Origin of the sequence: Janthinobacterium sp. 1_2014MBL_MicDiv (genome assembly GCF_001865675.1) — a bacterium.
GTDB lineage: Bacteria > Pseudomonadota > Gammaproteobacteria > Burkholderiales > Burkholderiaceae_D > Janthinobacterium.
This window is the reverse complement of sequence record NZ_CP011319.1, coordinates 1,814,491-1,836,339: the sequence shown is the minus strand read 5'-3', so window position 1 is coordinate 1,836,339 and position 21,849 is coordinate 1,814,491. Positions and strand designations below refer to the sequence as shown.

General features: G+C 67.1%; 15 protein-coding genes. 10 read left to right on the top strand and 5 right to left on the bottom strand.

Annotated features, from left to right (window positions below; translation table 11 throughout):
* Nucleotides 1-72: 72 nt before the first annotated feature.
* The 3 genes from YQ44_RS08205 to YQ44_RS08195 are packed head-to-tail and all read left to right on the top strand — an operon-like array spanning nt 73 to nt 5,305.
* Nucleotides 73-660, top strand: a complete 588-nt coding sequence (locus tag YQ44_RS08205; RefSeq protein ID WP_071322952.1) for a DUF2760 domain-containing protein — start codon at nt 73-75, stop codon at nt 658-660.
* Complete coding sequence (locus tag YQ44_RS08200) at nt 657-2,525, top strand: Hsp70 family protein (protein WP_071322951.1); 1,869 nt, start codon at nt 657-659, stop codon at nt 2,523-2,525. Before YQ44_RS08205 ends, YQ44_RS08200 begins: the two co-directional genes overlap by 4 nt.
* Nucleotides 2,526-2,530: 5 nt before the next feature.
* The gene (locus tag YQ44_RS08195; protein WP_071322950.1) at nt 2,531-5,305 is read left to right on the top strand and encodes an Hsp70 family protein; all 2,775 of its coding nucleotides are present in this window, start codon (nt 2,531-2,533) and stop codon (nt 5,303-5,305) included.
* A 35-nt stretch (nt 5,306-5,340) separates the two neighbouring features.
* Here YQ44_RS08195 and YQ44_RS08190 read toward each other — a convergent pair whose 3' ends face one another.
* The 4 genes from YQ44_RS08190 to YQ44_RS08175 all read right to left on the bottom strand — a co-directional run bounded on the left by YQ44_RS08190 (nt 5,341) and on the right by YQ44_RS08175 (nt 10,357).
* Complete coding sequence (locus tag YQ44_RS08190; RefSeq protein WP_071326337.1) at nt 5,341-5,739, bottom strand: GFA family protein; 399 nt, start codon at nt 5,737-5,739, stop codon at nt 5,341-5,343.
* A 64-nt stretch (nt 5,740-5,803) separates the two neighbouring features.
* The gene (locus YQ44_RS08185) at nt 5,804-7,345 is read right to left on the bottom strand and encodes a CHASE2 domain-containing protein (protein ID WP_071322949.1); all 1,542 of its coding nucleotides are present in this window, start codon (nt 7,343-7,345) and stop codon (nt 5,804-5,806) included.
* A 157-nt stretch (nt 7,346-7,502) separates the two neighbouring features.
* On the bottom strand, nt 7,503-8,834 hold the full coding sequence (locus tag YQ44_RS08180) for a serine hydrolase domain-containing protein (protein ID WP_071322948.1): 1,332 nt from the start codon (nt 8,832-8,834) through the stop codon (nt 7,503-7,505).
* 26 nt (nt 8,835-8,860) lie between these two features.
* A complete protein-coding gene (locus YQ44_RS08175) occupies nt 8,861-10,357 on the bottom strand; it encodes an alginate export family protein (RefSeq protein ID WP_083411700.1) in 1,497 nt (498 codons plus the stop codon).
* A 214-nt stretch (nt 10,358-10,571) separates the two neighbouring features.
* Between YQ44_RS08175 and YQ44_RS08170 the strand changes: the two genes are divergently transcribed.
* Both YQ44_RS08170 and YQ44_RS08165 read left to right on the top strand, forming a co-directional pair.
* A complete protein-coding gene (locus YQ44_RS08170; protein ID WP_071322947.1) occupies nt 10,572-11,714 on the top strand; it encodes a sigma-54-dependent Fis family transcriptional regulator in 1,143 nt (380 codons plus the stop codon).
* A 144-nt stretch (nt 11,715-11,858) separates the two neighbouring features.
* Nucleotides 11,859-13,667 carry an NAD(P)/FAD-dependent oxidoreductase gene (locus YQ44_RS08165; protein WP_071322946.1) on the top strand — a complete coding sequence of 603 codons (1,809 nt, stop codon included), beginning with the start codon at nt 11,859-11,861 and terminating at the stop codon, nt 13,665-13,667.
* A gap of 733 nt (nt 13,668-14,400) precedes the next feature.
* On the opposite strand, the gene YQ44_RS08160 is transcribed toward YQ44_RS08165, so the two are convergent.
* The gene (locus YQ44_RS08160; protein ID WP_071322945.1) at nt 14,401-14,967 is read right to left on the bottom strand and encodes a YceI family protein; all 567 of its coding nucleotides are present in this window, start codon (nt 14,965-14,967) and stop codon (nt 14,401-14,403) included.
* Nucleotides 14,968-15,288: 321 nt separating this feature from the next.
* On the opposite strand from YQ44_RS08160, the gene YQ44_RS08155 reads away from it, so the two are divergent.
* From YQ44_RS08155 to YQ44_RS29745, 5 genes are all read left to right on the top strand, one after another.
* A complete protein-coding gene (locus YQ44_RS08155; protein ID WP_083412113.1) occupies nt 15,289-15,816 on the top strand; it encodes a sigma-70 family RNA polymerase sigma factor in 528 nt (175 codons plus the stop codon).
* Complete coding sequence (locus YQ44_RS08150; RefSeq protein ID WP_071322943.1) at nt 15,813-16,817, top strand: FecR family protein; 1,005 nt, start codon at nt 15,813-15,815, stop codon at nt 16,815-16,817. The genes YQ44_RS08155 and YQ44_RS08150 overlap by 4 nt, the downstream gene beginning before the upstream one ends.
* A 100-nt stretch (nt 16,818-16,917) precedes the next feature.
* Complete coding sequence (locus tag YQ44_RS08145) at nt 16,918-19,842, top strand: TonB-dependent receptor (protein ID WP_198043887.1); 2,925 nt, start codon at nt 16,918-16,920, stop codon at nt 19,840-19,842.
* Nucleotides 19,843-19,877: 35 nt separating this feature from the next.
* Nucleotides 19,878-20,507, top strand: a complete 630-nt coding sequence (locus YQ44_RS08140) for a biliverdin-producing heme oxygenase (RefSeq protein WP_198043886.1) — start codon at nt 19,878-19,880, stop codon at nt 20,505-20,507.
* The gene (locus YQ44_RS29745) at nt 20,507-21,709 is read left to right on the top strand and encodes a TonB family protein (RefSeq protein ID WP_083411698.1); all 1,203 of its coding nucleotides are present in this window, start codon (nt 20,507-20,509) and stop codon (nt 21,707-21,709) included. Before YQ44_RS08140 ends, YQ44_RS29745 begins: the two co-directional genes overlap by 1 nt.
* Nucleotides 21,710-21,849 lie beyond the last annotated feature (140 nt).

The window sequence follows — 21,849 nt, the reverse complement described above, 5'->3', positions numbered from 1 at the left end:
GCGCATGCAACACCTTGCGAAGCGGCCCCGCGCCGCCGACGCCTCCCCTACAGATCAGAGAAACGAGTTCCTATGAGCGCATCATCGTCCCACCCATCGTTCTGGCGCAGAGTCCCGCTGGCTTTCGGCGCCTTCTTCAGCACCCTGTCGGACGCCGCCTATGCGGCCCGCGTGGAAAAGCTGTCCTTGCCCGAGGCTGCGCCTGTCGCGCCGGTGCCCCCTGCGCCCGCCCCGGCTCCCGTGCCGACGCCAGCGGCCGCCCCCGTCATATTAAAAGAAGCGACGCCGGACGCCGCCCTGCAGCTGCTGGCCCTGCTGCAACGCGAAGCGCGCCTGATCGACTTCACCCAGGAAAACCTGGGCAGCCATGCCGACGCCGACATCGGCGCGGCCGCGCGCGTGGTGCACGAAGGCTGCGCCAAGGTCATGCGCGAATATTTCACCATCGACGCCGTGCGCCAGGAAGCCGAAGGCAGCCGCATCGTGCTGCAGGAAGGCTTTGACTCGGCCAGCGTGCGCCTGACGGGCAATGTCGTCGGTTCGGCGCCGTTTACGGGCACCCTCAGCCATCGCGGCTGGCGCGCGTCCAGCGTGCGCCTGCCGAAACTGAGCGAGCAGCACGACGCCGCCATCCTGGCCCCGGCCGAGGTGGAACTGTGAGCGATCAAGCCAACAACACCCCGCGCTACGCCATCGGCATCGACCTGGGCACCACCCACAGCGCCCTGTCGTACGTGAACCTGGATGAGAGCGACGGCGAGCAGTCCAGCCACGGCGTGCTGAAAGTGCCGCAATTGTCGGCGCCGGGCACCGTCGAAGAGCTGTCGCTGCTGCCGTCGTTCGTCTACCTGCCGCACGCCGAGGAAGTGGCGGCCGGCGACCTGGCACTGCCCTGGGTCACCGAGGCAGCGGAAGCGCCGTTCGTCGTCGGTGAAATGGCCCGCAGCCGCGGCGCCACCACGCCGATCCGTCTGGTCTCGAGCGCGAAGAGCTGGCTGTGCCACCCGGGCGTAGACCGCCGCGCGGCGATTTTGCCGAACGACGCGCCGGCCGAAGTGGCGCGCATCTCGCCGATCACGGCCGCCACGCGCTACCTGGCGCACTTGCGCCAGGCCTGGGACACGGCCCACCCGCAAGCGCCGTTCGCCGAGCAGGAAATCACCGTGACGATTCCGGCATCGTTCGATCCGGCCGCGCGCGAGCTGACGATGGAAGCGGCGCAGGCGGCCGGCTACACGGCATTGACCCTGCTGGAAGAGCCGCAGGCGGCCCTGTACAGCTGGATCCAGACCAGCGAAGGCCGCTGGCGCAAGGAAGTCAAGCCGGGCGACATCATTCTGGTCGTCGACGTGGGAGGCGGCACCAGCGACTTTTCGCTGATCGCCGTACTGGAGCGCGACGGCGTGCTGGAACCGCACCGCGTCGCCGTCGGCGAGCATATCCTGCTCGGCGGCGACAATATGGACCTGGCCCTGGCCCACCTGGTGGCGCGCAAGCTCGCCGCCAACGGCACCCAGCTCGACGCCTGGCAAATGCGCGCGCTGACCTATGGCTGCCGCAGCGCCAAGGAAAGCCTGCTGGCCGACAGCGGCATGGAAACGGCGCCCATCGTCGTGCCGAGCCGCGGCTCGAAACTGATCGGCGGCTCCATCCGCACGGAGCTGACGCGCGCCGAAGTGTCCACCTTCATCCTCGACGGCTTCTTCCCGCAGGTGGAGGCGTCGAGCCGCCCTGCCGTGCGCACGCGCGCCGGCCTGACGCAACTGGGTCTGCCGTATGCCCAGGACGCGGCCATCACGCGCCACCTGGCCGCCTTCCTGGGCCGGCAAGTGGCGGCCACCAGCGAGCTGGAAGGCTTCGCCGGCCGCCAGACGCAGGACGCCAGCTTCCTGCACCCGACGGCCGTGCTGTTCAACGGCGGCGTCTTCAAGTCCGACCTGCTGGCGCAGCGCATCATGGCCACCGTCAACGACTGGCTGTACATGGAGGGCGCGGAACCGGCACGCATGCTGGCCGGCGCCGACCTGGACCTGGCCGTGGCGCGCGGCGCCGCGTATTACAGCTACGTGCGGCGCGGCCATGGCGTGCGCATCCGCGGCGGCACGGCCAGCGCGTTCTACGTGGCCATCGAATCGGCCATGCCGGCCATCCCCGGCATGGAACCGCCGATCCAGGCCCTGTGCGTGGCGCCGTTCGGCATGGAAGAAGGCAGCGAGCTGGAACTGCCGGGCCAGCAATTCGGCCTGGTGGTGGGCGAGCCCGTGCACTTCCGCTTCTTCGCCTCCTCCACGCGGCGCAACGACCAGATCGGCGACTTGCTGGACTTCTGGGGTCCCGATGAATTGCAGGAGCTGAGCGAAATCCAGGCCACCCTGTCCGCCGAAGGCCGGTCGGCCGGCGACGTGGTGCAGGTCAGGCTGCACGCACGCGTGACGGAAGCGGGCACCCTGGAACTGCTGGCCGTCTCCCTTGACGGCGCCGAGCGCTGGAAGGTGGAATTCGACGTGCGCGGCACGCCGCAATAAGCGCCATGGGCAGCGCTGCGGGCAAGCCGGCCTTCCTGGTCGGCATCGACCTGGGCACCACCAATACGGTGGTCGCCTATGCCGCTGCGGCCGAAGCCGGCGATGCGCAGGCAGGCATCCACCTGTTCGCCATCGAACAGCTGCTGGCCCCCGGCGAAGTGGGCGCACGCCCCCTGCTGCCCTCCGTGCGCTACCACCCTGCCGCCGGCGAACTGGCGGCGGGCGACTTGCCGCTGCCGTGGCCGCAGGACGATGTCGCCGACGCTGTGCAGCCCGTGCTGGGCGCCCTGGCGCGCCAGCTCGGCGCGCAGGTACCGGGCCGGCTGGTCACCAGCGCCAAGAGCTGGCTGTCGCATGCGAATGTCGACCGCCAGGCGCCCATCCTGCCGTGGGGCGCGCAAGCCGATGTGCCGAAAATCTCACCCGTGGCCGCCAGCGCCAGCTACCTGGCCTACGTGCGCGCCGCGTGGAATCACCGCTTCCCGCACGCTCCGCTGGAAGGGCAGGAACTGGTGCTGACCATCCCCGCCTCGTTCGACGAGGGTGCGCGCGCACTCACCCTGGAAGCTGCGCGCATGGCGGGGCTGCCGACCCTGCGCCTGGTGGAAGAACCGCAGGCGGCCTTCTATGATTTCCTGCAGCGCCGGCGCGCCACCCTGCGCGAGGACCTGGCCGATACGCGCCGCATTTTAGTCTGCGACGTGGGCGGCGGCACCACGGATTTCAGCCTGATCGACGTGGCCTTCGGCGACGATGGCGCGCCGCAGCTCACGCGCAGCAGCGTGGGCAACCATCTGATCCTCGGCGGCGACAATATGGACCTGGCGCTGGCCCACCTGGTGGAAACGCGCATGGCGGCCGGCATGGAAGGCGGCATGAAGCTGTCCGCCGCGCGCCTGTCGCAGCTGATGGAGCGCTGCCGCGCCGCCAAGGAGCTGCTGCTCTCGAACGATGCGCCCGGCAGCGCCACCGTCACCCTGCTGGGCGCCGGCTCGCGCCTGATCGGCGGCAGCCGCTCCGCCGACGTCACGCGCGAAGAAGTGGCGGCCATGGTGGTCGACGGCTTCTTCCCGCTCGTCGATGCGGGCGACGTCGCGAAAAAGGGCCGCGCCGGCATCGTCGAATTCGGCCTGCCCTACGCGCAGGATGCGGCCATCACGCGCCACCTGGCCAGCTTTTTACAGCAGCATGCGGGCGCACTGCCCGATACCCTGCTGCTGAACGGCGGCGTGTTCCGCGCCGATGCGCTGGCGCGCCGCCTGGCCGAGACGCTGGCGCACTGGCGCGGCGCGCCCCTCACCCTGCTGCACAACGACAACCCCGACGTGGCCGTGGCGCGCGGCGCCGTCGCCTACGCGCTGGCCCGCCGCGGCCAGGCGCCGCGCATCGGCGGCGGTTCGCCGCGCAGCTACTTCCTTGTGCTGGGCGAGGCGGACAAGGACCACCGCGCCGTCTGCATCCTGCCGCGCGGCAGCGCCAGCGGCGAGGAAATCCGCCTGACGCAGCGCCTGTTCGCGCTGCGCCTGGGCCGCCCCGTGCGCTTCCACCTGGCGTCCTCGATCGCCGAAGCGGGTACGCCGCCCAGGCTGGGCGACATCGTCGACCTGGGCGAAGGCGACTACCTGCGCCTGCCGCCGCTGGCCAGCGTGCTGCATGCCAAAGACGGCAGCAATGACAAGCGCGAAATCACCGTGCAACTGGCCACCGTCATGACGGAGGTGGGCACGCTGGAAGTCCATTGCGTGGCCGCAGCCGATGCCAGCGACCGCTGGCTGCTGGAATTCCAGTTGCGCGGCGGCGATGGTCCGGAAACGGAAGCATCCACGGTTTCGCCGCGCATCAAGGAAGCCATCGAAAAGATCGAGCGCATCTTTGGCGGCAAGGCGCAAAAGGTCGAGAGCAAGGAAGTGCGCCAGCTGCGCCAGCACCTGGAACAGGGACTCGGCGGACGCGAAAGCTGGGACACGCCGCTGCTGCGCCAGCTGTTCGACGCCATGCTGCAACGCGCGCGTGGCCGGCGGCGCTCCGCCGAACATGAGCGGGTCTGGCTGAACCTGGCCGGCTACTGCCTGCGTCCCGGCTATGGCGATGCGCTCGACCCATGGCGCATCGAGCAGCTGTGGGCCATGTTCGACACGGGCGTGCAGCACCACAAGGATAACCAGGTGTGCGCCGAATGGTGGACACTGTGGCGCCGCGTGGCCGGCGGCTTGAGCACGGAGCAGCAACTGCGCCTGCTCGACGATTTCGCCTTCAACCTGCAAGCCGATGCGGCCCAGCGCGGCAGCCGCCCCGTCACCCTGGTGAACGGCAGCGACGACGATATGCTGCGCCTGGGCGCGTCGCTCGAGCGCATCCCCGGCGCCTACAAGGCGGAAGTGGGCGCCTGGCTGCTGAAACGCCTGGACAAGGCCGGCACAGCCGACACGAACACCCTGTGGGCGCTGGCCAGGGTCGGCGCGCGCCAGCCCTTCCATGGCAGCGCGCACGAAGTGGTCGACAGCGCCACCGTGGCCGACTGGCTGGCCGCGCTGCTGGCACTGGACTGGAAAAAGACCGAGCCGGCTGCCTTTGCCGCCACCCACCTGGCGCGCATGACGGGCGACCGCTCGCGCGACATCGCCGACGGGCTGCGCGCCACCATCCTCGCCCGTCTGAAAGCCGTCGGCGCCCCGCCCCTGTGGCAGGCGATGGTCAGCGAAGTCACGCAGCTCGATGAAGCGAATACCAAACGCATGCTGGGCGAGGCGCTGCCGCCGGGCTTGAAGCTGATCGCCTGAACACGCTTCATGCACCGTGCCGGGATCAAAGCGGCTTAGCCGGCGTCGCGCGACGCCTGATAGCGCGGCAATCCATCGGCCAGCCTGACCCACGCCACTTGCGAGGCGGTATGGATATGGCTTTGCGGCGGCAGCCGCTCCGGTTCGTCGAGGCTGCAAGTGGTCAGGTCGACCTCGTCCGGGTAGCGCTTATCTTCGAACGTCAGCTGCGTGCCGCAGCGCGGACAGAAGCTGCGCTTGCCATGCACGCTGGAAGCATACGACTGGGCCTGCCCCTGCAGCCAGCGCAAGTTCGCGCGCGGCACGCTGAACCAGGCGACAAACGGCGCGCCCGAGGCGCGGCGGCACATCGAGCAATGGCAGGCACTTTCATGGAAGGCGCCCGTGCCCGCTTCGTAGCGCACGTCGCCGCATAAACATCCTCCGCTCAGCATGGCATCCTCCGGCAAGCTGGAAAAGCATCCAGTTTAGCGTCGCTGCGACGCCATACGGTTTGCGCTAGATCACGGCCACCACCAACAGCAGCACCGCCAGCGGCGCCTGCACCAGCACGATGCCGGGGTGCGTGCGGCGCAGCTGGGCCCAGACGGACAGGCCCGGCACTTCCTCGTGCGGGTGGTGCGCTTCGTCGCGCAGCGACATCGCGTGCAGGAACATGCCGGCGATGAGCGGCCCGGGGTTGACCCACCAGCCCTGCTCGAGCAAGCCGCGCGACAGATAGATTGCCAGCGCGCCGATGGCAAACGGCGAAGCCCACACCAGCACCAGTATCAGGCGGATGCCATAAAATTCCAGCAAGGTGCCCATGCGGTGCAGGCGGCTGAAGTCGTGGTCGGCCATGCGCTCGTCGATGGCCAGTTCGGCCCGGCCATACAGGGTCCACAAGCCGCCGAACAGGCAGCCCAGCAGCACGCCGATCACGATGTCGGCCGCGAACACCACGTATTTGTTCACGTCGGCCGTGCCGATGCCCAGCGAGGTGTAGGCGGCCGCGTGCAGGTGCAGGCCGGCCTGCTCGCCTTCCGCAGTCGTATAGCGGTCGCGCACGTCGTAGCTGGCGCCGATGAACAGCACCTGCTTGCGCGGCGCGTCCCGCGCCACGCCGGCCTTGCCGTCGACGAGCCGCACGCCGGCGCGCGTGGGGTCGAGGAACGCGGGCGCCATGGCGGTCGGATGGAATGGCGCGGTGACGGCATTCTGTTCGGCCGCATCCTTGGCGTCGCCGTGGATGACCGGTTCGAAGGCCCAGCGCGCCAACTCCTTTTCGCTGCCCGTGCGCCGCGCCAGCTGGCACACGCGGCCGGCCAGGCGGTAGCCTTCCTTTTGCTCGGACAGCGCGGCCGGCATGGGCTGGTTCTGCTCCTGCTGGCGCATGCCGTGCGCCAGTTCGAAGGCCACAGCCGCCAGCACGGGACTTTTCAGTTCGATGCGCGTGACGGCGCCCATGCGTTCGCGGATACGCGGACTGGCGAAATGCACGCCGGCCGCGCAGCGCGCGCGTATCCACGGCAGGTTCGCATTCTGGTCCGATTGCTCGGGCAGGATCAGCACCAGCTGCCGGCCATCGGCGGCCAGCCGGTCGAGCAGGCGGTCCAGCGGCCGCTCGCCTGCCTTGTGCTGCTCGTAGACGGCCGGCGCCAGGTCCAGGTCGATGGCCAGCACGCGCGCGCCGCGCTGCGCCACGCTGGCCAGCAACTGCTCCAGGCGCGCCCGCTCCAGCGGTTCGCGCTCGTCGAATACCTGTTCAAACGCGGGCTGGTCGATTTCGATGATGCCGGGCCGGTAGGCGGCGCCGGGATCGCGGCCCTTGTGCAGCAGCGGCGCCTGTTCCGCGCTGGCGCGCAGCATGGCCGCATCGAGCCATTCGAGCACGTGGAAGCCTTCCAGCGCCAGCATCAGCGAGGCGATCAGGCTGGCGCCGATCACGTGGTGCAGCAAGTGCGTGCCCGTCAGCTTGAACGCCGAACCGAGCTGGGAAAATGGCCACAGCAGGCGCCGCCGGAGCGGCGGGCGCGGGTGGTCTGGCTGGCTGGTTTCCACGATGCGCTCCCCCGTCTATCGCCGCCAGCATATATTTCAGGCAACAATTGATAACAAAAGGAATATAGTATGGCAATTATGTCCAGGCTGCCGCACGGCTGGCGCGCTGCCGGTGCAGCGGCCCGCGCGCGCGGGCCACCCGGCATGGCGGCCAACCTTATTTCGGCTTGGCCAGCAGCAGCCTGCCCAGCGCTTCGAAGGCCGGCGTGGTGGTCGGGTCGTTGGCCGCGTTGGCCGCCGTCGGCGTGGAGGCGAAACGCACGATCACCATTTCCGCTTTCGGGTCGATGTAGATGCGCTGTCCATACACGCCGCGCGCCATGTAGGCGCCGTGGTCATTATGCGTGACCCACCACATGTCGCGGTAGCTCCAGCCTTTCAGCAAGTCGTAGCCGCCCTTGGCGAACAGCCGCTTGTCGCCGCCACGGCGGATGTCGGCAACCGCCGCCTTCGGGATGATTTGCTGGCCGTTGTAGCGGCCATCGTTGCGCAGCATTTCGCCAAAGCGCGCCAGGTCGCGCAAGCCCGCGCTCAAGCCGCCACCGGCGAACGGCGTACCGGTCGAATCGACAGACATGTAGGCATCCTGCTCGGCACCCAGCTTCTTCCAGATATGTTCGGACAGGTAGTCGTTGACGTTCTGTCCCGTGACGCGCGCGATGATCCAGCCCAGCACGTCGGAATTGACGGTGCGGTAGCCGAAGCCCTCGCCATGCCTGCCCTCGTGCTGCACGGTTTGCAGGTACTCGAAATAGCTGCGCGGCCCCGTGTAGTCCTTCGGCTTGGGCAGCGGGTTGCCGGCCGCCGCATGCTTCCATACCTCGGCGTTCGGATCGGCATAGTCTTCGCTGAATTTCAGGCCCGTGGTCATGTCCAGCACCTGGCGCACGGTGGCGTCGCCAAACGCCGACTTGCCCAATTCCGGTATGTAGTCGGCCACTTTCTTGCCGGGATCGAGCTTGCCTTCGGCCACCAGCGCGGCGCCCATGGTGCCCATCACGGATTTCGTCACCGACATGGCGCCATGCTGGCCGCTGTCCTTCAACACGCCCAGGTAGCGTTCATACACGATGCGGCCGCGGTGCAGCACCACGATGCCATCCGTGTAATTGGCGCCCAGCGACTGCTCCCACGTCATCGTGTCCTTCGCCCCCAGGGGCGTGAAGCGCAGGCTGTCGATATCGCTGCGCAACGCGCGCTGCAGGGGCTGCGGCGCGCCCAGGCCGCGCGACACCTCCACCGTCGGCATCAGCTGGCGGAAGTGCGAGACGCTCCAGCGCAGCTGCGGGAAAGTGAAATAGCTGCCGTCGTCGAAGCGGATGATCTTGTCGGCCGGCGGCGGCGAACCCACCATCCATTTCAACGCTGCCGGATCGCTGGCGGCGGCCGACAGCGGCGCTCCCGCCGTCTCGGCCGCCTGGACGCCGGCTGCCAGCGCCAGGCAGGCTGCGGCCAGGGCCAGGCGTTTCATGCTGGGAAAATCGTTCATGTGATGCTCTCCTTGATAGACAATACTTAATACACCCATACGACATTCGCCAGCCAGCCCGTCCAGGTCCTGGCCTGGCCGTTCACCAGCTGCTTGACGCCGGACTGCGCGAACGAGGCGCTGAAACCCAGGGTCAGGTAGGTATTCGGATTGACGACGCGCACGTACTTGACGAAGACATCGTTGGCCAGCATGGGACGCAGCACGCCCGCTATCACCACCGGCGCATCACCCGGCACGTCGAGGCGCGTGGCCTGGCCGAACTGCAGCGGACTGCCCATCCGGTTGGCGCGCACCTGGGCCAGGTAAGCGGTCACGGTGTCCTTCGGTGTCGGGTGCAACTCGATCGTCGCCTGCAAGGCATTCACGTTGGAGTTGACGAAGACCCAGGTGGCCTTGCTGCCCGAGGCCCAGGCGCCAGGCGTGCCTTCGAAGAACAGCGGATCGAAGCGCTCGTTGCGCGCCGTGTGCGGATCGTCGCCGGAAAAGCTCTGGTAGCCCAGGGTGAACTTCGGTGTCCATGCCACGTCGGGCAGCGAAAAGCCCCCTTCCGTGCGCCAGCCCCAGGCCCGCAGCGGTTCGCGCGTATTCCATTCGCGCGCGGCGTCGATGCCGAACCAGCCTTTCGACAGCACGGCGGGCAGCACGGGAACGCGCGCGTAGCCATACACGAATTGCAGGTCCTTGCGGCCGTCAGGCACCGCCAGCGGCGCGCCGATGCCGCCCGGCGCCGCCTGCGGATACGCGGCGCGCGAATGCGGCACCTTGCCATACGCGATGCCGGCCTTGCGGTCGTTCGCGGGGGCGTAACTGAGGTCGACGCCCACCACGCGCGTGCCCGAATCGTTGTCGGGGTTTTCATTCGGGTCGAGATAAAACGCCTGGGCGCTGTAGGCATCCTGGCTCACCTTGGCCACCACGGAATTCTGGAAGGCCTTGCGCGGCCCCAGTTTCAGCGCCCCGCGGTCAAAGCCGTTCGAGCCGCCATTGGCGATCAGCATGCCGGTGCCGAGCGTGAAATTCTGCGCGCCGGCCGACAGGTCGATGAGCGCGCCGGCGCCGCCGAGCGGCATCCGGATGCCGGCGACGAATTCCTCGATCGAGATGCGGCCCGTATCGCCGGCGCCGAAAGGATCGTGGCGCAGAGTGCCTGAGCCGACGGCCGAGACGCGCGCATACAGCTGCTTGCCGTCGCCAAGGTTGCGCTTGAAGCCGAGCGCCGGCTTGGCATAGAACTCGTACCAGTAGGGATGGAAATCGAAGTCCGGATTGCGCGCCGGCGTGTTCGACAGCTTCCAGAACAAATTGCTTTCGCCAGCGATCTGCACGCCCGCTTCCACGGAACGCGTCACTTGCCAGTCGGCGCCGATGGCCGGTTCGACGGCGGCGCGCCGGGCCACTTCCTTTTCCATGCTGCTCAGGCCATCGGGATCGAGCTGGCCGGCGGCGCCGCAGGCAGCGCTCCATCCCAGCAGGGCCACGGCGACAGCACGCCGCCTCCCGCACATCGCTTGCGTTGCCATAAAGATCCCTTGCGATAGCTGACTGTCTATTGCTGCGGATGTTATCAGAGATGCTCTTTTTTATTGTTGTAAAGCATCCTATCGTGCGGCGCGGCGCCGCTGAGACGAACGTCTCGCGGCGCTCCCATGCTGCAATGCGGCATGCATGCGCCTGCGCTTCGTGCTACAAACTCCCATCGCCATCAAAACAGCAGCAGAGACACGGGAGAACGCCATGCCTTACGTCCGCCAGACCAGTCATATCGAGCGGGTGCGCGACCTGATCGCCGGCCGGATCGTCAATCCTGGCGCTGACACGGCCAGGCTGGCCTCCTCGTACCGCCGTTCGCTCGACGAGTACCGGCTCGATCCCGCCTCGACGACGGGGCCGCGCATCCTGACGGCCGCCGAACTGCGCGCCATCCAGCAATCCGAGGAAGGCTTCCTGCGCTCCACGGGCCACTGCCTGCCGCGCCTGCACGCCATGGTGCGCGAAGCCGGCTACTGCGTCATCCTGGCCAATGCGCGCGGCGTGACGATCGATTACGTGGTCGACACGCACCAGCGCAAGGATTTCAAGAAGGCGGGCCTGTATCCCGGCTCATGCTGGTCGGAAGACGAGGAAGGCACGTGCGGCATCGCGTCCGTGCTGCTCGACCGCGAAGCCATCACCGTGCACAAGACCGACCATTTCCGCGCCGCGTTCACGGGACTGACCTGCAGCGCCGCACCGATCTTTTCGCCGCACGGGGAATTGATCGGCGTGCTCGATGCCTCGGCGCTGACTTCCCCCGACGCGCGCGACAGCCAGCGCCTGGTCAAGCAGCTGGTGCGCCAGAGCGCCACCCTGATCGAGGACGGTTTTTTCATCAAGTCCTACGCCCATTGCTGCATCCTGCTGGCGCACCGCAACCGCCACTTCGTGGAAGTGCAGCCCGAGATGCTGATCGCCGTCGATGAGCATGGCGACATCGTTGCCGCCAACCGCTGCGCGCGCGACCTCATCGCCGGCCTGGACACCCTGCCCCGTCCCGTCGGCGAGGTGCTCGAAGTGCGCGCCGAGCGCCTGTTCGACGCACGCGCGGGACACAACCTGCTGTCGCTGCGCCTGGCTGGCGGCAGTGCATGGCTGCATGCGCGCGTGCGCGCGCCGCTGCGCCAGGGCAGCCTGCGCACGCGCGCCAGACGCGAGGCGCCGGCAACGCAAGACGTGGTGGCGCACACGGCGCTGGAACTGGCCGAGCGCACGCGCATCGTCAACGCCATGAGCGCCGCCAAATGGCGCCCGCTGCAGGCGGCGGCCATGCTGGGCGTCTCGCGCGCCACCCTGTACCGGCGCATCAAGCAGCTGAAAATCGTGCCGCCGCACCGGCAATAGCAGCTCAATAACAGCTGAGATTTCCGTCTCAGGCGCCGCCATGCTGCGCTGCAGGATGCGGCGCCAAAACGCCAGTGTTACAACATCGTCAGCGGCAGCACAGCCGCATCCCATCATAAAGTCAGCAGACTTGGAGGAGACACGATGCATACCAATAACACCCCGCACGACCTGGCCGTGGCCGGCATCCTGGAGCAATTCGAAGGCGCGCTGCGCGCCAGCGACAGCACGGGTGCCGCCCGGCTGTTCGAGGAAGACGGCTACTGGCGCGACCTGGTGCTATTTACCTGGAACCTGAAGACCCTGGAAGGCCGCGAGCAGATCGCCGCCATGCTGGCCGCGCAGCTGGGCGCCGTACAGCCCGTGAACATCCGCATCGCCGACGGCGAACATGCGGTGGAGGCCGGCGGCGTGCTGCAATGCTGGATCACGGTGGAAACGGGCGTGGGACGCGGCACGGGCTTCATCCGCATCCGCGACGGCAAGGTCTGGACCCTGCTCACCACCATGAGCGAATTGAAGGGCTTTGAGGAAGCCAGGGGCGGCCGCCGCCCCATGGGCGCCGAACATGGCGCGCGCACGAACCGCAGCAGCTGGCTGGAGCACCGCGAGCAGGAGGCGAAGGAACTCGGTTACGCACGCCAGCCCTACTGCGTCATCATCGGCGGCGGCCAGGGCGGCATCGCGCTCGGCGCGCGCCTGCGCCAGCTCAATGTCCCCACCATCATCATCGAGAAAAACGCCCGTCCCGGCGACAGCTGGCGCAAGCGCTACAAGTCGCTGTGCCTGCACGACCCCGTTTGGTACGACCACATGCCCTACATCCCCTTCCCCGACAACTGGCCCGTCTTCACGCCGAAGGACAAGGTCGGCGACTGGCTGGAAATGTACACCAAGGTGATGGAGCTCAATTACTGGGGCTCGACTTCATGCGAATCGGCCAGCTTCGACGAAGCTGCCGGCGAGTGGACGGTGCAGGTGCTGCGCGACGGCCAGCCCGTCACCCTGAAGCCGAAGCAGCTGGTGCTGGCCACGGGCATGTCGGGCAAGGCGAATATGCCGACATTCAAGGGCATGGACGTGTTCCAGGGCGAGCAGCAGCATTCGTCGCAGCATCCGGGGCCGGACGCGTACGTGGGCAAGAGGGTGGTGGTGGTCGGCGCGAACAATTCCGCGCACGACATCTGCGCCGCCCTGTGGGAAGCGGGCGTGGACGTGACCATGGTGCAGCGCTCGTCGACGCACATCGTCAAGTCCGACTCGCTGATGGAGCTGGCCCTGGGCGAGCTGTATTCGGAACGCGCGCTGGCGGCCGGCATGACGACGGCCAAGGCCGACCTGACGTTTGCCTCGATCCCGTACAAGCTGCTGGCCGACTTCCAGAAGCCCGTCTTCCAGGCCATCCGCGAGCGCGATGCGGACTTCTATGCGCGCCTGGCGGAACGGGGATTCATGCTCGATTTCGGCGACGACGATTCGGGCCTGTTCATGAAATACCTGCGGCGCGGCTCCGGCTACTACATCGACGTGGGCGCCTCGGAACTGGTCGCCGAGGGCAAGATCAAGCTGAAAAGCGGCGTCGGCGTGCAGGAACTGAAAGCGCACTCCATCGTGCTGTCCGACGGCACGGAGCTGCCCGCCGACCTGGTGGTGTACGCCACCGGCTACGGCTCCATGAATGGCTGGGCGGCCGACCTGATCTCGCCCGCAGTGGCGAACAAGGTGGGCAAGGTGTGGGGCCTCGGCTCGGCCACGACGAAGGACCCGGGCCCGTGGGAGGGCGAGCAGCGCAATATGTGGAAACCCACGCAGCAGCAGGCGCTGTGGTTCCACGGTGGCAACCTGCATCAGTCGCGCCACTATTCGCAATACCTGTCGCTGCAGCTGAAGGCGCGCATGGAAGGTCTGGATACGCCCGTGTACGGGCAGCAGGAGGTGCATCACCTGGCGTGATCATCTTGCATGCCTGGCGCATGTCGGCGCATGTCGGATCACGCGTGGCCTTGCCGCGCTAATCCGACCTACCCGGACAAAAAAAGCGGCGGGCCCTGGACCGCCGCCACTTGTGATACCTGCCCAACCGCGTAGGTCGGATTAGCGCGGGACGCGCGTAATCCGACACATTGTTGGCGGCGCATGTCGGATCACGCGTGGCTTTGCCGCGCTAATCCGACCTACCCGGACAAAAAAAGCGGCGGGCCCTGGACCGCCGCCACTTGTGATACCTGCCCAACCGCGTAGGTCGGATTAGCGCGGGACGCGCGTAATCCGACACATTGTTGGCAGCGCATGTCGGATCACGCGTGGCCTTGCCGCGCTGATCCGACCTACCCGGACAAAAAAAGCGGCGGGCCCTGGACCGCCGCCACTTGTGATACCCGCCAAACCGCGTAGGTCGGATTAGCGCGGGACGCGCGTAATCCGACACATTGTTGGCGGCGCATGTCGGAGTACGCGTGGCTTTGCCGCGCTGATTTGACCTGCTATCGAAAAAAAAGGCGGCGGACCGAAGTCCGCCGCCTTTTACCATTACTGATCGGTAGTGGCGATCAATCACCACCAGAGTAACGTCTGACAAAATCGTAGCGAGCGGCGATGATTTGTGGCCGAGAAGCGCAACCGTGCTTAAGCACGGTGAGCATCGCAGGCCGCAAAGCGCGACGCCCGGCAGATTTTGTCACACGTCTTACTGTTTGATCGCTTCGATGGCAAACGTCAGGGTCACGTCATCGCTGACGGCTGGCGCATATTTGCCGGCATTGAATTCCGAGCGCTTGATCTTGGCCGTGGCGTTGGCGCCGCAGGCGTCTTTTTTCAGCATCGGGTGCGGTGCGCAGGTAAACGAGGTGACGGTCAGGGTCACTGGCTTGGTCACGCCTTTCAGGGTCAGGTTGCCTTCGACGGAAGCCAGTTTGTCGCCGTCGAAATTGAACTTGGTCGACTTGTAGGTGGCGACGGGGTATTTGGCCGTATCGAGGAAGTCCTCGCCCTGGATGTGCGAGTTGAACAAGGTCGAACCCGTGTCCACGGACTTGGTGTCGATCAGCACTTCGACGGCGCCCGTCTTGGCGTCACGGTCCAGCGTGACCTTGCCGGTGGTGTTGTTGAAGCGGCTTTGCTGCGTCGAGAAGCCCATGTGGGTGTACTCGAAACGGGGGAAGGTGTGGCTGCCATCGATGACATAGACTTCCGGAGCGGCAAAGGCGGACAGCGAGAAGCCGGCGGCGGCGATAAAAGCGAGCAGTTTTTTCATTGTGAATTCCTGATAGGGAGTGGTGGATGTCAAAACCGCAACCGGCTGCAGGCAAGCGATGCATGCGGCGAGTTGTCTGGCTTCAGTTGCAACAGATTATGCATGGCATGAAGATCGATGTAAAACGGAAAATTTGCCTAGTTAGTATCGAAAAAATCGATAATAACGGCCATTGTGTCCGCGACAGCGCCTTCTGCTGCCGATTATTGTCCGCATTGGCAAAAATATCCAGCGTTATCCAAATCATCAGATGAGAATGATTCTTGTTATTATTTGATGGGCTTGCTATCATGGCGCGCTTTGATCACGGGGAAACGCGCGGTGCTTGAACGCTATTACCAGGAATTGCTGCGCCTGATTTCGCGCTCCACGGGCTGCCGCGACAAGGCGCAGGACGTGGTGCAGGAAGCCTATGCCCGCATCCTGGCGCGCAAGACGGCCCCGGGCGCACCGGCGCTGCGCGCCGGCATGGCGCCCGACAGCGGCCAGCGCGCCCTGCTCTACGTGACGGCAAAAAACATCGCCATCGACGAGCAGCGCCTGCACCAGCGCCGGCCGCATGACGATATCGACGCAGACCACTTGCAGCTGCGCGCGCCGCGCGCCGACGAGCCCGAGCAACGGCTGCACGACCGGCAAACCATGGAGCGTCTGCTGGCCATCATCGATGCCTTGCCGCCGCGCTGCCGCCAGGCCTTCGCGCTGTACAAATTCGATGGCCTGAGCCAGATCGAGATCGCCGCCCAGATGGGCATCTCCGTCAACATGGTGGAAAAACATATTATCAACGGCATGCTCGCCTGTAAAAAAGGCTTGCCCGACCGCGTGACTGGAAAAGACAGCGCATGACACAGACCACTCCCACGGCAGACGAAATCGACTTCCAGGCCGCCCAATGGCTGCTGCGCCACGATGACGGCCTGGCCGCGCACGAACTGGCGGCGCTGCGGCAATGGCTGCAGGCCGACGCGCGCCACCAGCAGGCCTGGGACGCCCTGGTCCGCACCGATGCCCTGCTGGCCGGCCTGCCCGCACAGCGCGTGGCCGCCTTCAGCCAGCCCGCCCGGCCCGCGCCGGCGCCGGCATCTCTGCTGCGGCGCCTCACCGGCTTGCGCCTGGCCGCCAGCAGCCTGCCGCGCGGCGCGCTGGCCGGCGGCTGCCTGCTGCTGTGCGGCTTGCTGGCGTGGCCGCTGGCCGGCCATTTGCAGCGGCCCGGTTTCCAGCATGACTACAGCACGGCGCGCGGCCAGTTCGCCACGCAAATCCTGCCCGACGGCAGCCGCATCGAACTCGATAGCGGCAGCGCCGTCGACGTGGCCCTGTACCGCGACCGGCGCAGCGTGCGCCTGCTGCGCGGCCAGGCCATGTTCCATGTGCACGCCGATGCGGCGCGCCCGTTCCAGGTGCTGGCCGGCACCGCCACGGCGACCGTACTGGGCACGCATTTTTCCGTGCGCCACGTGGGTGCCGACACGCAGGTCAGCGTGGCGCAGGGCAGCGTGCGCGTGGAAGGTGACAGCGGCGCGCCAGCCGCCGTGCTGCAGGCGGGCGACACGGTCACCGTCACGCCGCAGGGCATGAAAGCGCTGGCCAGGGTCAGCGCGCAAGCCGTGGGCAACTGGCGTACAGGGCGCCTCGATTTCGAGGACGCCACCCTGGCCGAGGCACTGGCCGAATTCGAGCGCTATGGCGATTCGGGCCTCGTGCTCGACGACCCGGCGCTGGCGGACCTGCGCCTGAATGGCAGCTTCGACGCGCTGCAGCCGGCGCAATTTGCCGCCGCCCTGCCGCTGGCCCTGCCCGTGCGCCTGCGGCGTGATGGCGGCAAGCTGCATATCGTCGCCCGCTGATTTTCCATATGCCGCGAAATAAAAGCATGGCGCACGTCAGGGTAAATGATACTCATTCGTTTTAACTATGAATGATTCACCACGTCACCATAGGAAAAACATGCACACGACTATGCCACGCCCTCCCTTGCACGCCCGCCTGTCTCCCCTGTTCCTGGCCATCGGCCTGGCCTTCGCCATGCCCGCCAGCCACGCCGCCACGGCGGCTCCCGCCGCGGCCGTGGAGTGGCAGATTCCCGCGCAACCGTTGAACCGCGCGCTGAATGAACTGGCGCGCCAGGCCGGCATGGTGCTGCTGGCCGACGCCCGCCTCACGCAGGGCCGGCAAAGCGCGCCGCTGCAGGGCCGCCATTCGCTGCCCGATGCGCTGCGCCAGCTGCTGGCCGGCAGCGGCCTGCAGGCGCAGCTGCAAGGCGGCACCACCATCATCATCAGCGCACCCGCGCCCATCGCCGCCGGCGCAGTGCAGATCGGCACCCTGCGCGTGAATGGCCAGGGCGGCAGCAGCATGTTCGAGGCGGACGATACGGATCCGGCCGACCTGCCCTACACCACGCCGGCCGCCTCCGTGTACATCGGGCGCGAGCAGATCGAGCGCTTCCGCGGCACTTCGCCGGCCGACATCTTCAAGGGCGTGGCCGGCGTGCAGGTGGGCGACAGCCGCAACAGCGGCGCCGTCGACGTCAACGTGCGCGGCATGCAGGGCCAGGGCCGCGTGCCCGTGCTGATCGACGGCAGCCTGCAATCGTCGACCGTTTACCGCGGCTACGCGGGCATCGCCGACCGCAGCTACATCGACCCTGACCTGATCAGCGCCATCCGCATCGACAAGGGTCCGAACCTGTCGGCGCAGGGCGCGGGCGCCATCGGCGGCATGGTCAGCATGCAGACCCTGCGTCCGGAAGACATCTTGCTGGCGGGCCAGCGCACGGGCGTGCGCCTGCGCGGCGGCATCCAGGACAACAGCGTCACGGCGCCCACGGATTTCGGCAGCGCGCCGCGCACGCACCGCAACAAGCTGGGCGACCCGCGCAGTGGCTTTGGCAGCATCGCCGTGGCCACGCGCCAGGACGATTACGACCTGGTGGCGGCCATCAGCCACCGCAGCATCGGCAATTATTTTTCCGGCACGCGCGGTTTCAAGCGCTACCAGCTGCCCAATGCATGGGGTGGCGACGATGGCGTGACGCAGTTCTTCAAGAAGGGCGACGAAGTGCTCAATACGGCCAATCGCACCACTTCAGCCCTGCTGAAGGCCAATCTGCGCCTGCCGCATGAACAGAAACTGGAGCTGGGCTACCGCTATTTCGACAGCAGCTATGGCGAGATCATGCCGTCGCAAATCTACCGCAACAGCACCGGCAGCATCCCGCAGTGGGACCCGAGCCAGGTGCGCACCAACGCGCTGACGGCGCGCTACGAGTGGAAACCCGAGGGCCAGCAGTGGCTCGACCTGAAGGCCAACCTGTGGCTGACGGACATGCAGAGCAAGTCGCGCAACGGCGACATCTTCAGCAATCCGCTCGAAGGCAAGCCCAATCCGGGCGACCACGAATGCAAGGAATGCGTGGAAGTGCTGTACCTGGCGAAGAACCAGGCGCGCCGCGTCGGCGCGGACCTGACGAATACCTCGCGCTTCGCCACCGCCATGGGCGCGCTCAAGCTGGACTACGGCCTGTCGCTGCAGAACGAGGATATCGGTCCGGCCGACAGCGTGCGCATCCTCGATGACGACCTGAACGCCAATCACACGCTGCGCAACGGCAAGCGCCACGAGCAAAGCGCGTTCGCCTCGCTGCAGTGGCAGGCGCGCGACTGGCTGACCATCGACGCGGGCGGACGCTTCCAGCGCTTCGATACGCGCGACCGCAACCGCCGCGCCGAACAGCAATACCAGCCGCAGGGCTGGCAATGGGTCACCATGTGGGACAAGCAAGGCGATCAGATTGGCGCCGCGAAATGGTACCAGGATGCGCAGGGCCAGTTCACGCCCGCCACCAATCCCGCGCTGGTGGGCGGCATGGTGGAAAACTATGGCGTCGAGCCGGCCCCTCTGGACATCTCGCAGGTGGATCAATGGAGCGGCAACGGCTATGTCTACCGCGACGCGATTCCCGGCCTGTTCAAGTACAGCAAGCCGATCCGCCGCCAGGATCACGGCTTTTCGCCCACTGTCGCCCTGACGGCGCGCCTGTCCGACAGCGTCAGCCTGTTCCTGCGCGACGCGCGCGGCTTGCGCATGCCCAGCCTGTACGAATCGACGATGGGCTTTTCGGCCACGTATTCGTCGCCGCTGCGGGCCGAACGCAGCCACAACCGTGAAATCGGCGTGAGCCTGGTCAAGGATGGCGTGTGGAGCGCCGCCGACAAGCTGCGCCTGCGCCTGTCCTACTTCGACAACGTCACGCATGGCTACATCACGCGCCGCCCGATACCCGACCTGCCGGCCTATGCGCAGAACTTCTCGATGGCGAACACGGACAAGTACAGCGTCTCGGGCGTCGAACTGCAGTCGTCGTACGACCGCGGCGCCGTGTTCGCCGATTTTTCCGGCACCTGGAACCGCAAGACGCTGATCTGCGACGCCGCCACGGCGGCCTATTTACGCAAGGCCAGCAGCTGGAAATCCGATATCTGGAACACGCCCGACTGCTCACCCATCGGCTTTAGCAGTTCCTACGTAAGCAACCACATCCAGCCCAAGCTGAGCGCCAACCTGACCCTGGGCACGCGCTGGCTGCAGGAAAAGCTCACGCTGGGCACGCGCCTGACGCACGTCGGCCATCCGCTGGCGCGCCAGGACGACAAGGCCGTGTGGCAGTCATGGACGGGCACCTCGCCGCAGGTGCTGACGCAGGCCTATACCCTGGCCGACCTGTTTGCCAGCTACAAGATCACGCCCAACGCCACCGTCGACGTGGCGGTGGACAACCTGACGGATCGTTACTACCTCGATCCGCTGACCCTGAGCCTGATGCCGGGACCGGGCCGCACGGCGCGCGTCACCCTCGGCGTACGTTTCTGATTCGATTCATCCTTATAATAGAGAGCAGCAAGACCATGCAGACAGCAAGCAACACCACGAGCAACACGAATACCGCCACCGCCGTTCCGATTAACGCGGCGCCTAGCCGCAGCCAGCGCCTGAAAGCCGATACCATGGCCACCCACGACTTGCTGGACCAGCGCATCATGGCCAGCGCGCCCTTCTCCAGCCGCGAGAACTACGCGCGCTTCCTGCAGGCGCAATATGCGTTCCTGCGCGACGTCGACGCCCTGTACGACAACGCCCAGCTGGCCGCCCTGCTGCCCGACCTGGAACAGCGCCGCCGCTATGCCAGCATCGCCGCCGACCTCGATGACCTCGAGACCGCCCTGCCGGCCGACGCGGCCAGCGCGCCATTCGACGCGCAGCTGGACCTGGCCACGGCGCTGGGCTGGCTGTATGTGAGCGAAGGCTCGAAGCTGGGCGCGGCCATCCTGTACAAGCTGGCCGGCAAGATCGGCCTCGATGAACACCACGGCGCGCGCCACCTGGCCGGCCATCCTGACGGGCGCGCGCGCCACTGGCGCGAATTTACCTCCGTGCTCGATACGGCCGTCCTCGATGAGGCAGGCGAAGCGCGCGTCATCGACGGCGCGCGTGCCGCCTTCCTGCGCATGCACGGCCACGTGGAGGCCTGCGCCTGATGGAGGAGCCAGTGACCCGGGCCGGCGCGGAAGCACACACGGCGCGGCTGCGCCGCTGGGCGTGGACGGCGGCCGGCATGCTGATGGTGGCGCTGGGCGTGATCGGCGCCCTGCTGCCCGTCATGCCGACGACGATCTTCCTGATCCTGGCGCTGGCCTGCTTCAGCCGCGCCTCGCCGCGCCTCGAGCACTGGCTGCTGCACCATCCGCGCTTCGGCGCGCCGCTGCGCCAGTGGCGCGAGCACCGCGCCGTATCGCGGCGCGGCAAGGCCCTCGCCTGCCTCGGCATGGCCATCGGCTTTGTCGCCATGTGCCTTGGCCATCCGCCGTGGTGGGTCATCGCCCTGGTGGGCACACTGGAAATCGCCGTCATCATCTACCTGCTGCGCCGCCCGGAAGGGCCGGCGCCGGTGCAAACGCCGGCGTCCCCGCTGCCCGTGTCCGGGGAAGTAACCACGCAGGATGCCGCACAAAACGCCGCGCCTTCCACGGACTGGCGCCGTCCGCTGACGATCGCCACCGTCTTCGCCATGCATGGCGCCCTGCTCGGCTGGGCGCTGTACCACCGCGCGCCGGCGGCGCCCGTGCTGGCCATCGTGCCTGACGCGGCGCAGCCGGCCATGCTGCTGTATCTGCCGGCGGCGGCCCCGCCGCGGCCGTTGGAGCAGAATCTTGCTGAACAGGTCAGCGCGGCCGCCGCGCCGTCGCGCAGCGTTGCGAAAAAAGCAGCGCCAGCCATCCGCCAGTTCGTGCTGCCGCAGCCCGACTCGGCGCCCCTGCCGCTGCAGGCGCAGGCCATGGACGCCGTCGCCGAGGTGCGCCACGCGCCCGTTTCGCCGGCGCCGGCGGCCACGGCGTCCATCGCGGCGGCGCCGCCCTCGCCCGCCCTGCTACCCGCCCCGCAGGAGCAGCGCAGCGGCGTATCTAGCTGGGAAGGCAAGGTGCTGGCGCGCATGGAGCGCTTCCGCCGCTACCCGACGGCGTCGCGGGCGAAGCAGGAACAGGGCGTGGTGTACCTGCGCTGCCGCATCGACCGCGAGGGCCAGGTGCTGGCCGCCGCCATCGAGCGCAGTTCCGGTTCCGCGGCGCTGGACCAGGCCGCGCTCGACACTTTGCAACGGGCCGCGCCGCTGCCGCGCATCCCCCAGGAACGGCCCGATCCGCTCGAATTATCGATTCCCGTCGAATTTTCTATCGGCTGAGCGGCAAAAATCCGGTTTTGCTCTTGCAAAACCTTCATATAGACATTATTTGCATATTCAAAGCAAGATTCTGTCGTAGGAGTAATAACACGATCGGAGGTATACTACGCAACCGACGTTTCAGGCCGGCCCGATCCACT

Bases quoted from the DNA above. Each gene is read 5' to 3' on its own strand.
- YQ44_RS08205 (WP_071322952.1), top strand. From the start codon at position 73: ATGAGCGCATCATCGTCCCACCCATCGTTCTGGCGCAGAGTCCCGCTG.
- YQ44_RS08195 (WP_071322950.1), top strand. From the start codon at position 2,531: ATGGGCAGCGCTGCGGGCAAGCCGGCCTTCCTGGTCGGCATCGACCTG.
- YQ44_RS08190 (WP_071326337.1), bottom strand. From the start codon at position 5,739: ATGCTGAGCGGAGGATGTTTATGCGGCGACGTGCGCTACGAAGCGGGC.
- YQ44_RS08180 (WP_071322948.1), bottom strand. From the start codon at position 8,834: ATGAACGATTTTCCCAGCATGAAACGCCTGGCCCTGGCCGCAGCCTGC.
- YQ44_RS08175 (WP_083411700.1), bottom strand. From the start codon at position 10,357: ATGGCAACGCAAGCGATGTGCGGGAGGCGGCGTGCTGTCGCCGTGGCC.
- YQ44_RS08170 (WP_071322947.1), top strand. From the start codon at position 10,572: ATGCCTTACGTCCGCCAGACCAGTCATATCGAGCGGGTGCGCGACCTG.
- YQ44_RS08165 (WP_071322946.1), top strand. From the start codon at position 11,859: ATGCATACCAATAACACCCCGCACGACCTGGCCGTGGCCGGCATCCTG.
- YQ44_RS08160 (WP_071322945.1), bottom strand. From the start codon at position 14,967: ATGAAAAAACTGCTCGCTTTTATCGCCGCCGCCGGCTTCTCGCTGTCC.
- YQ44_RS08150 (WP_071322943.1), top strand. From the start codon at position 15,813: ATGACACAGACCACTCCCACGGCAGACGAAATCGACTTCCAGGCCGCC.
- YQ44_RS08145 (WP_198043887.1), top strand. From the start codon at position 16,918: ATGCACACGACTATGCCACGCCCTCCCTTGCACGCCCGCCTGTCTCCC.
- YQ44_RS08140 (WP_198043886.1), top strand. From the start codon at position 19,878: ATGCAGACAGCAAGCAACACCACGAGCAACACGAATACCGCCACCGCC.
- YQ44_RS29745 (WP_083411698.1), top strand. From the start codon at position 20,507: ATGGAGGAGCCAGTGACCCGGGCCGGCGCGGAAGCACACACGGCGCGG.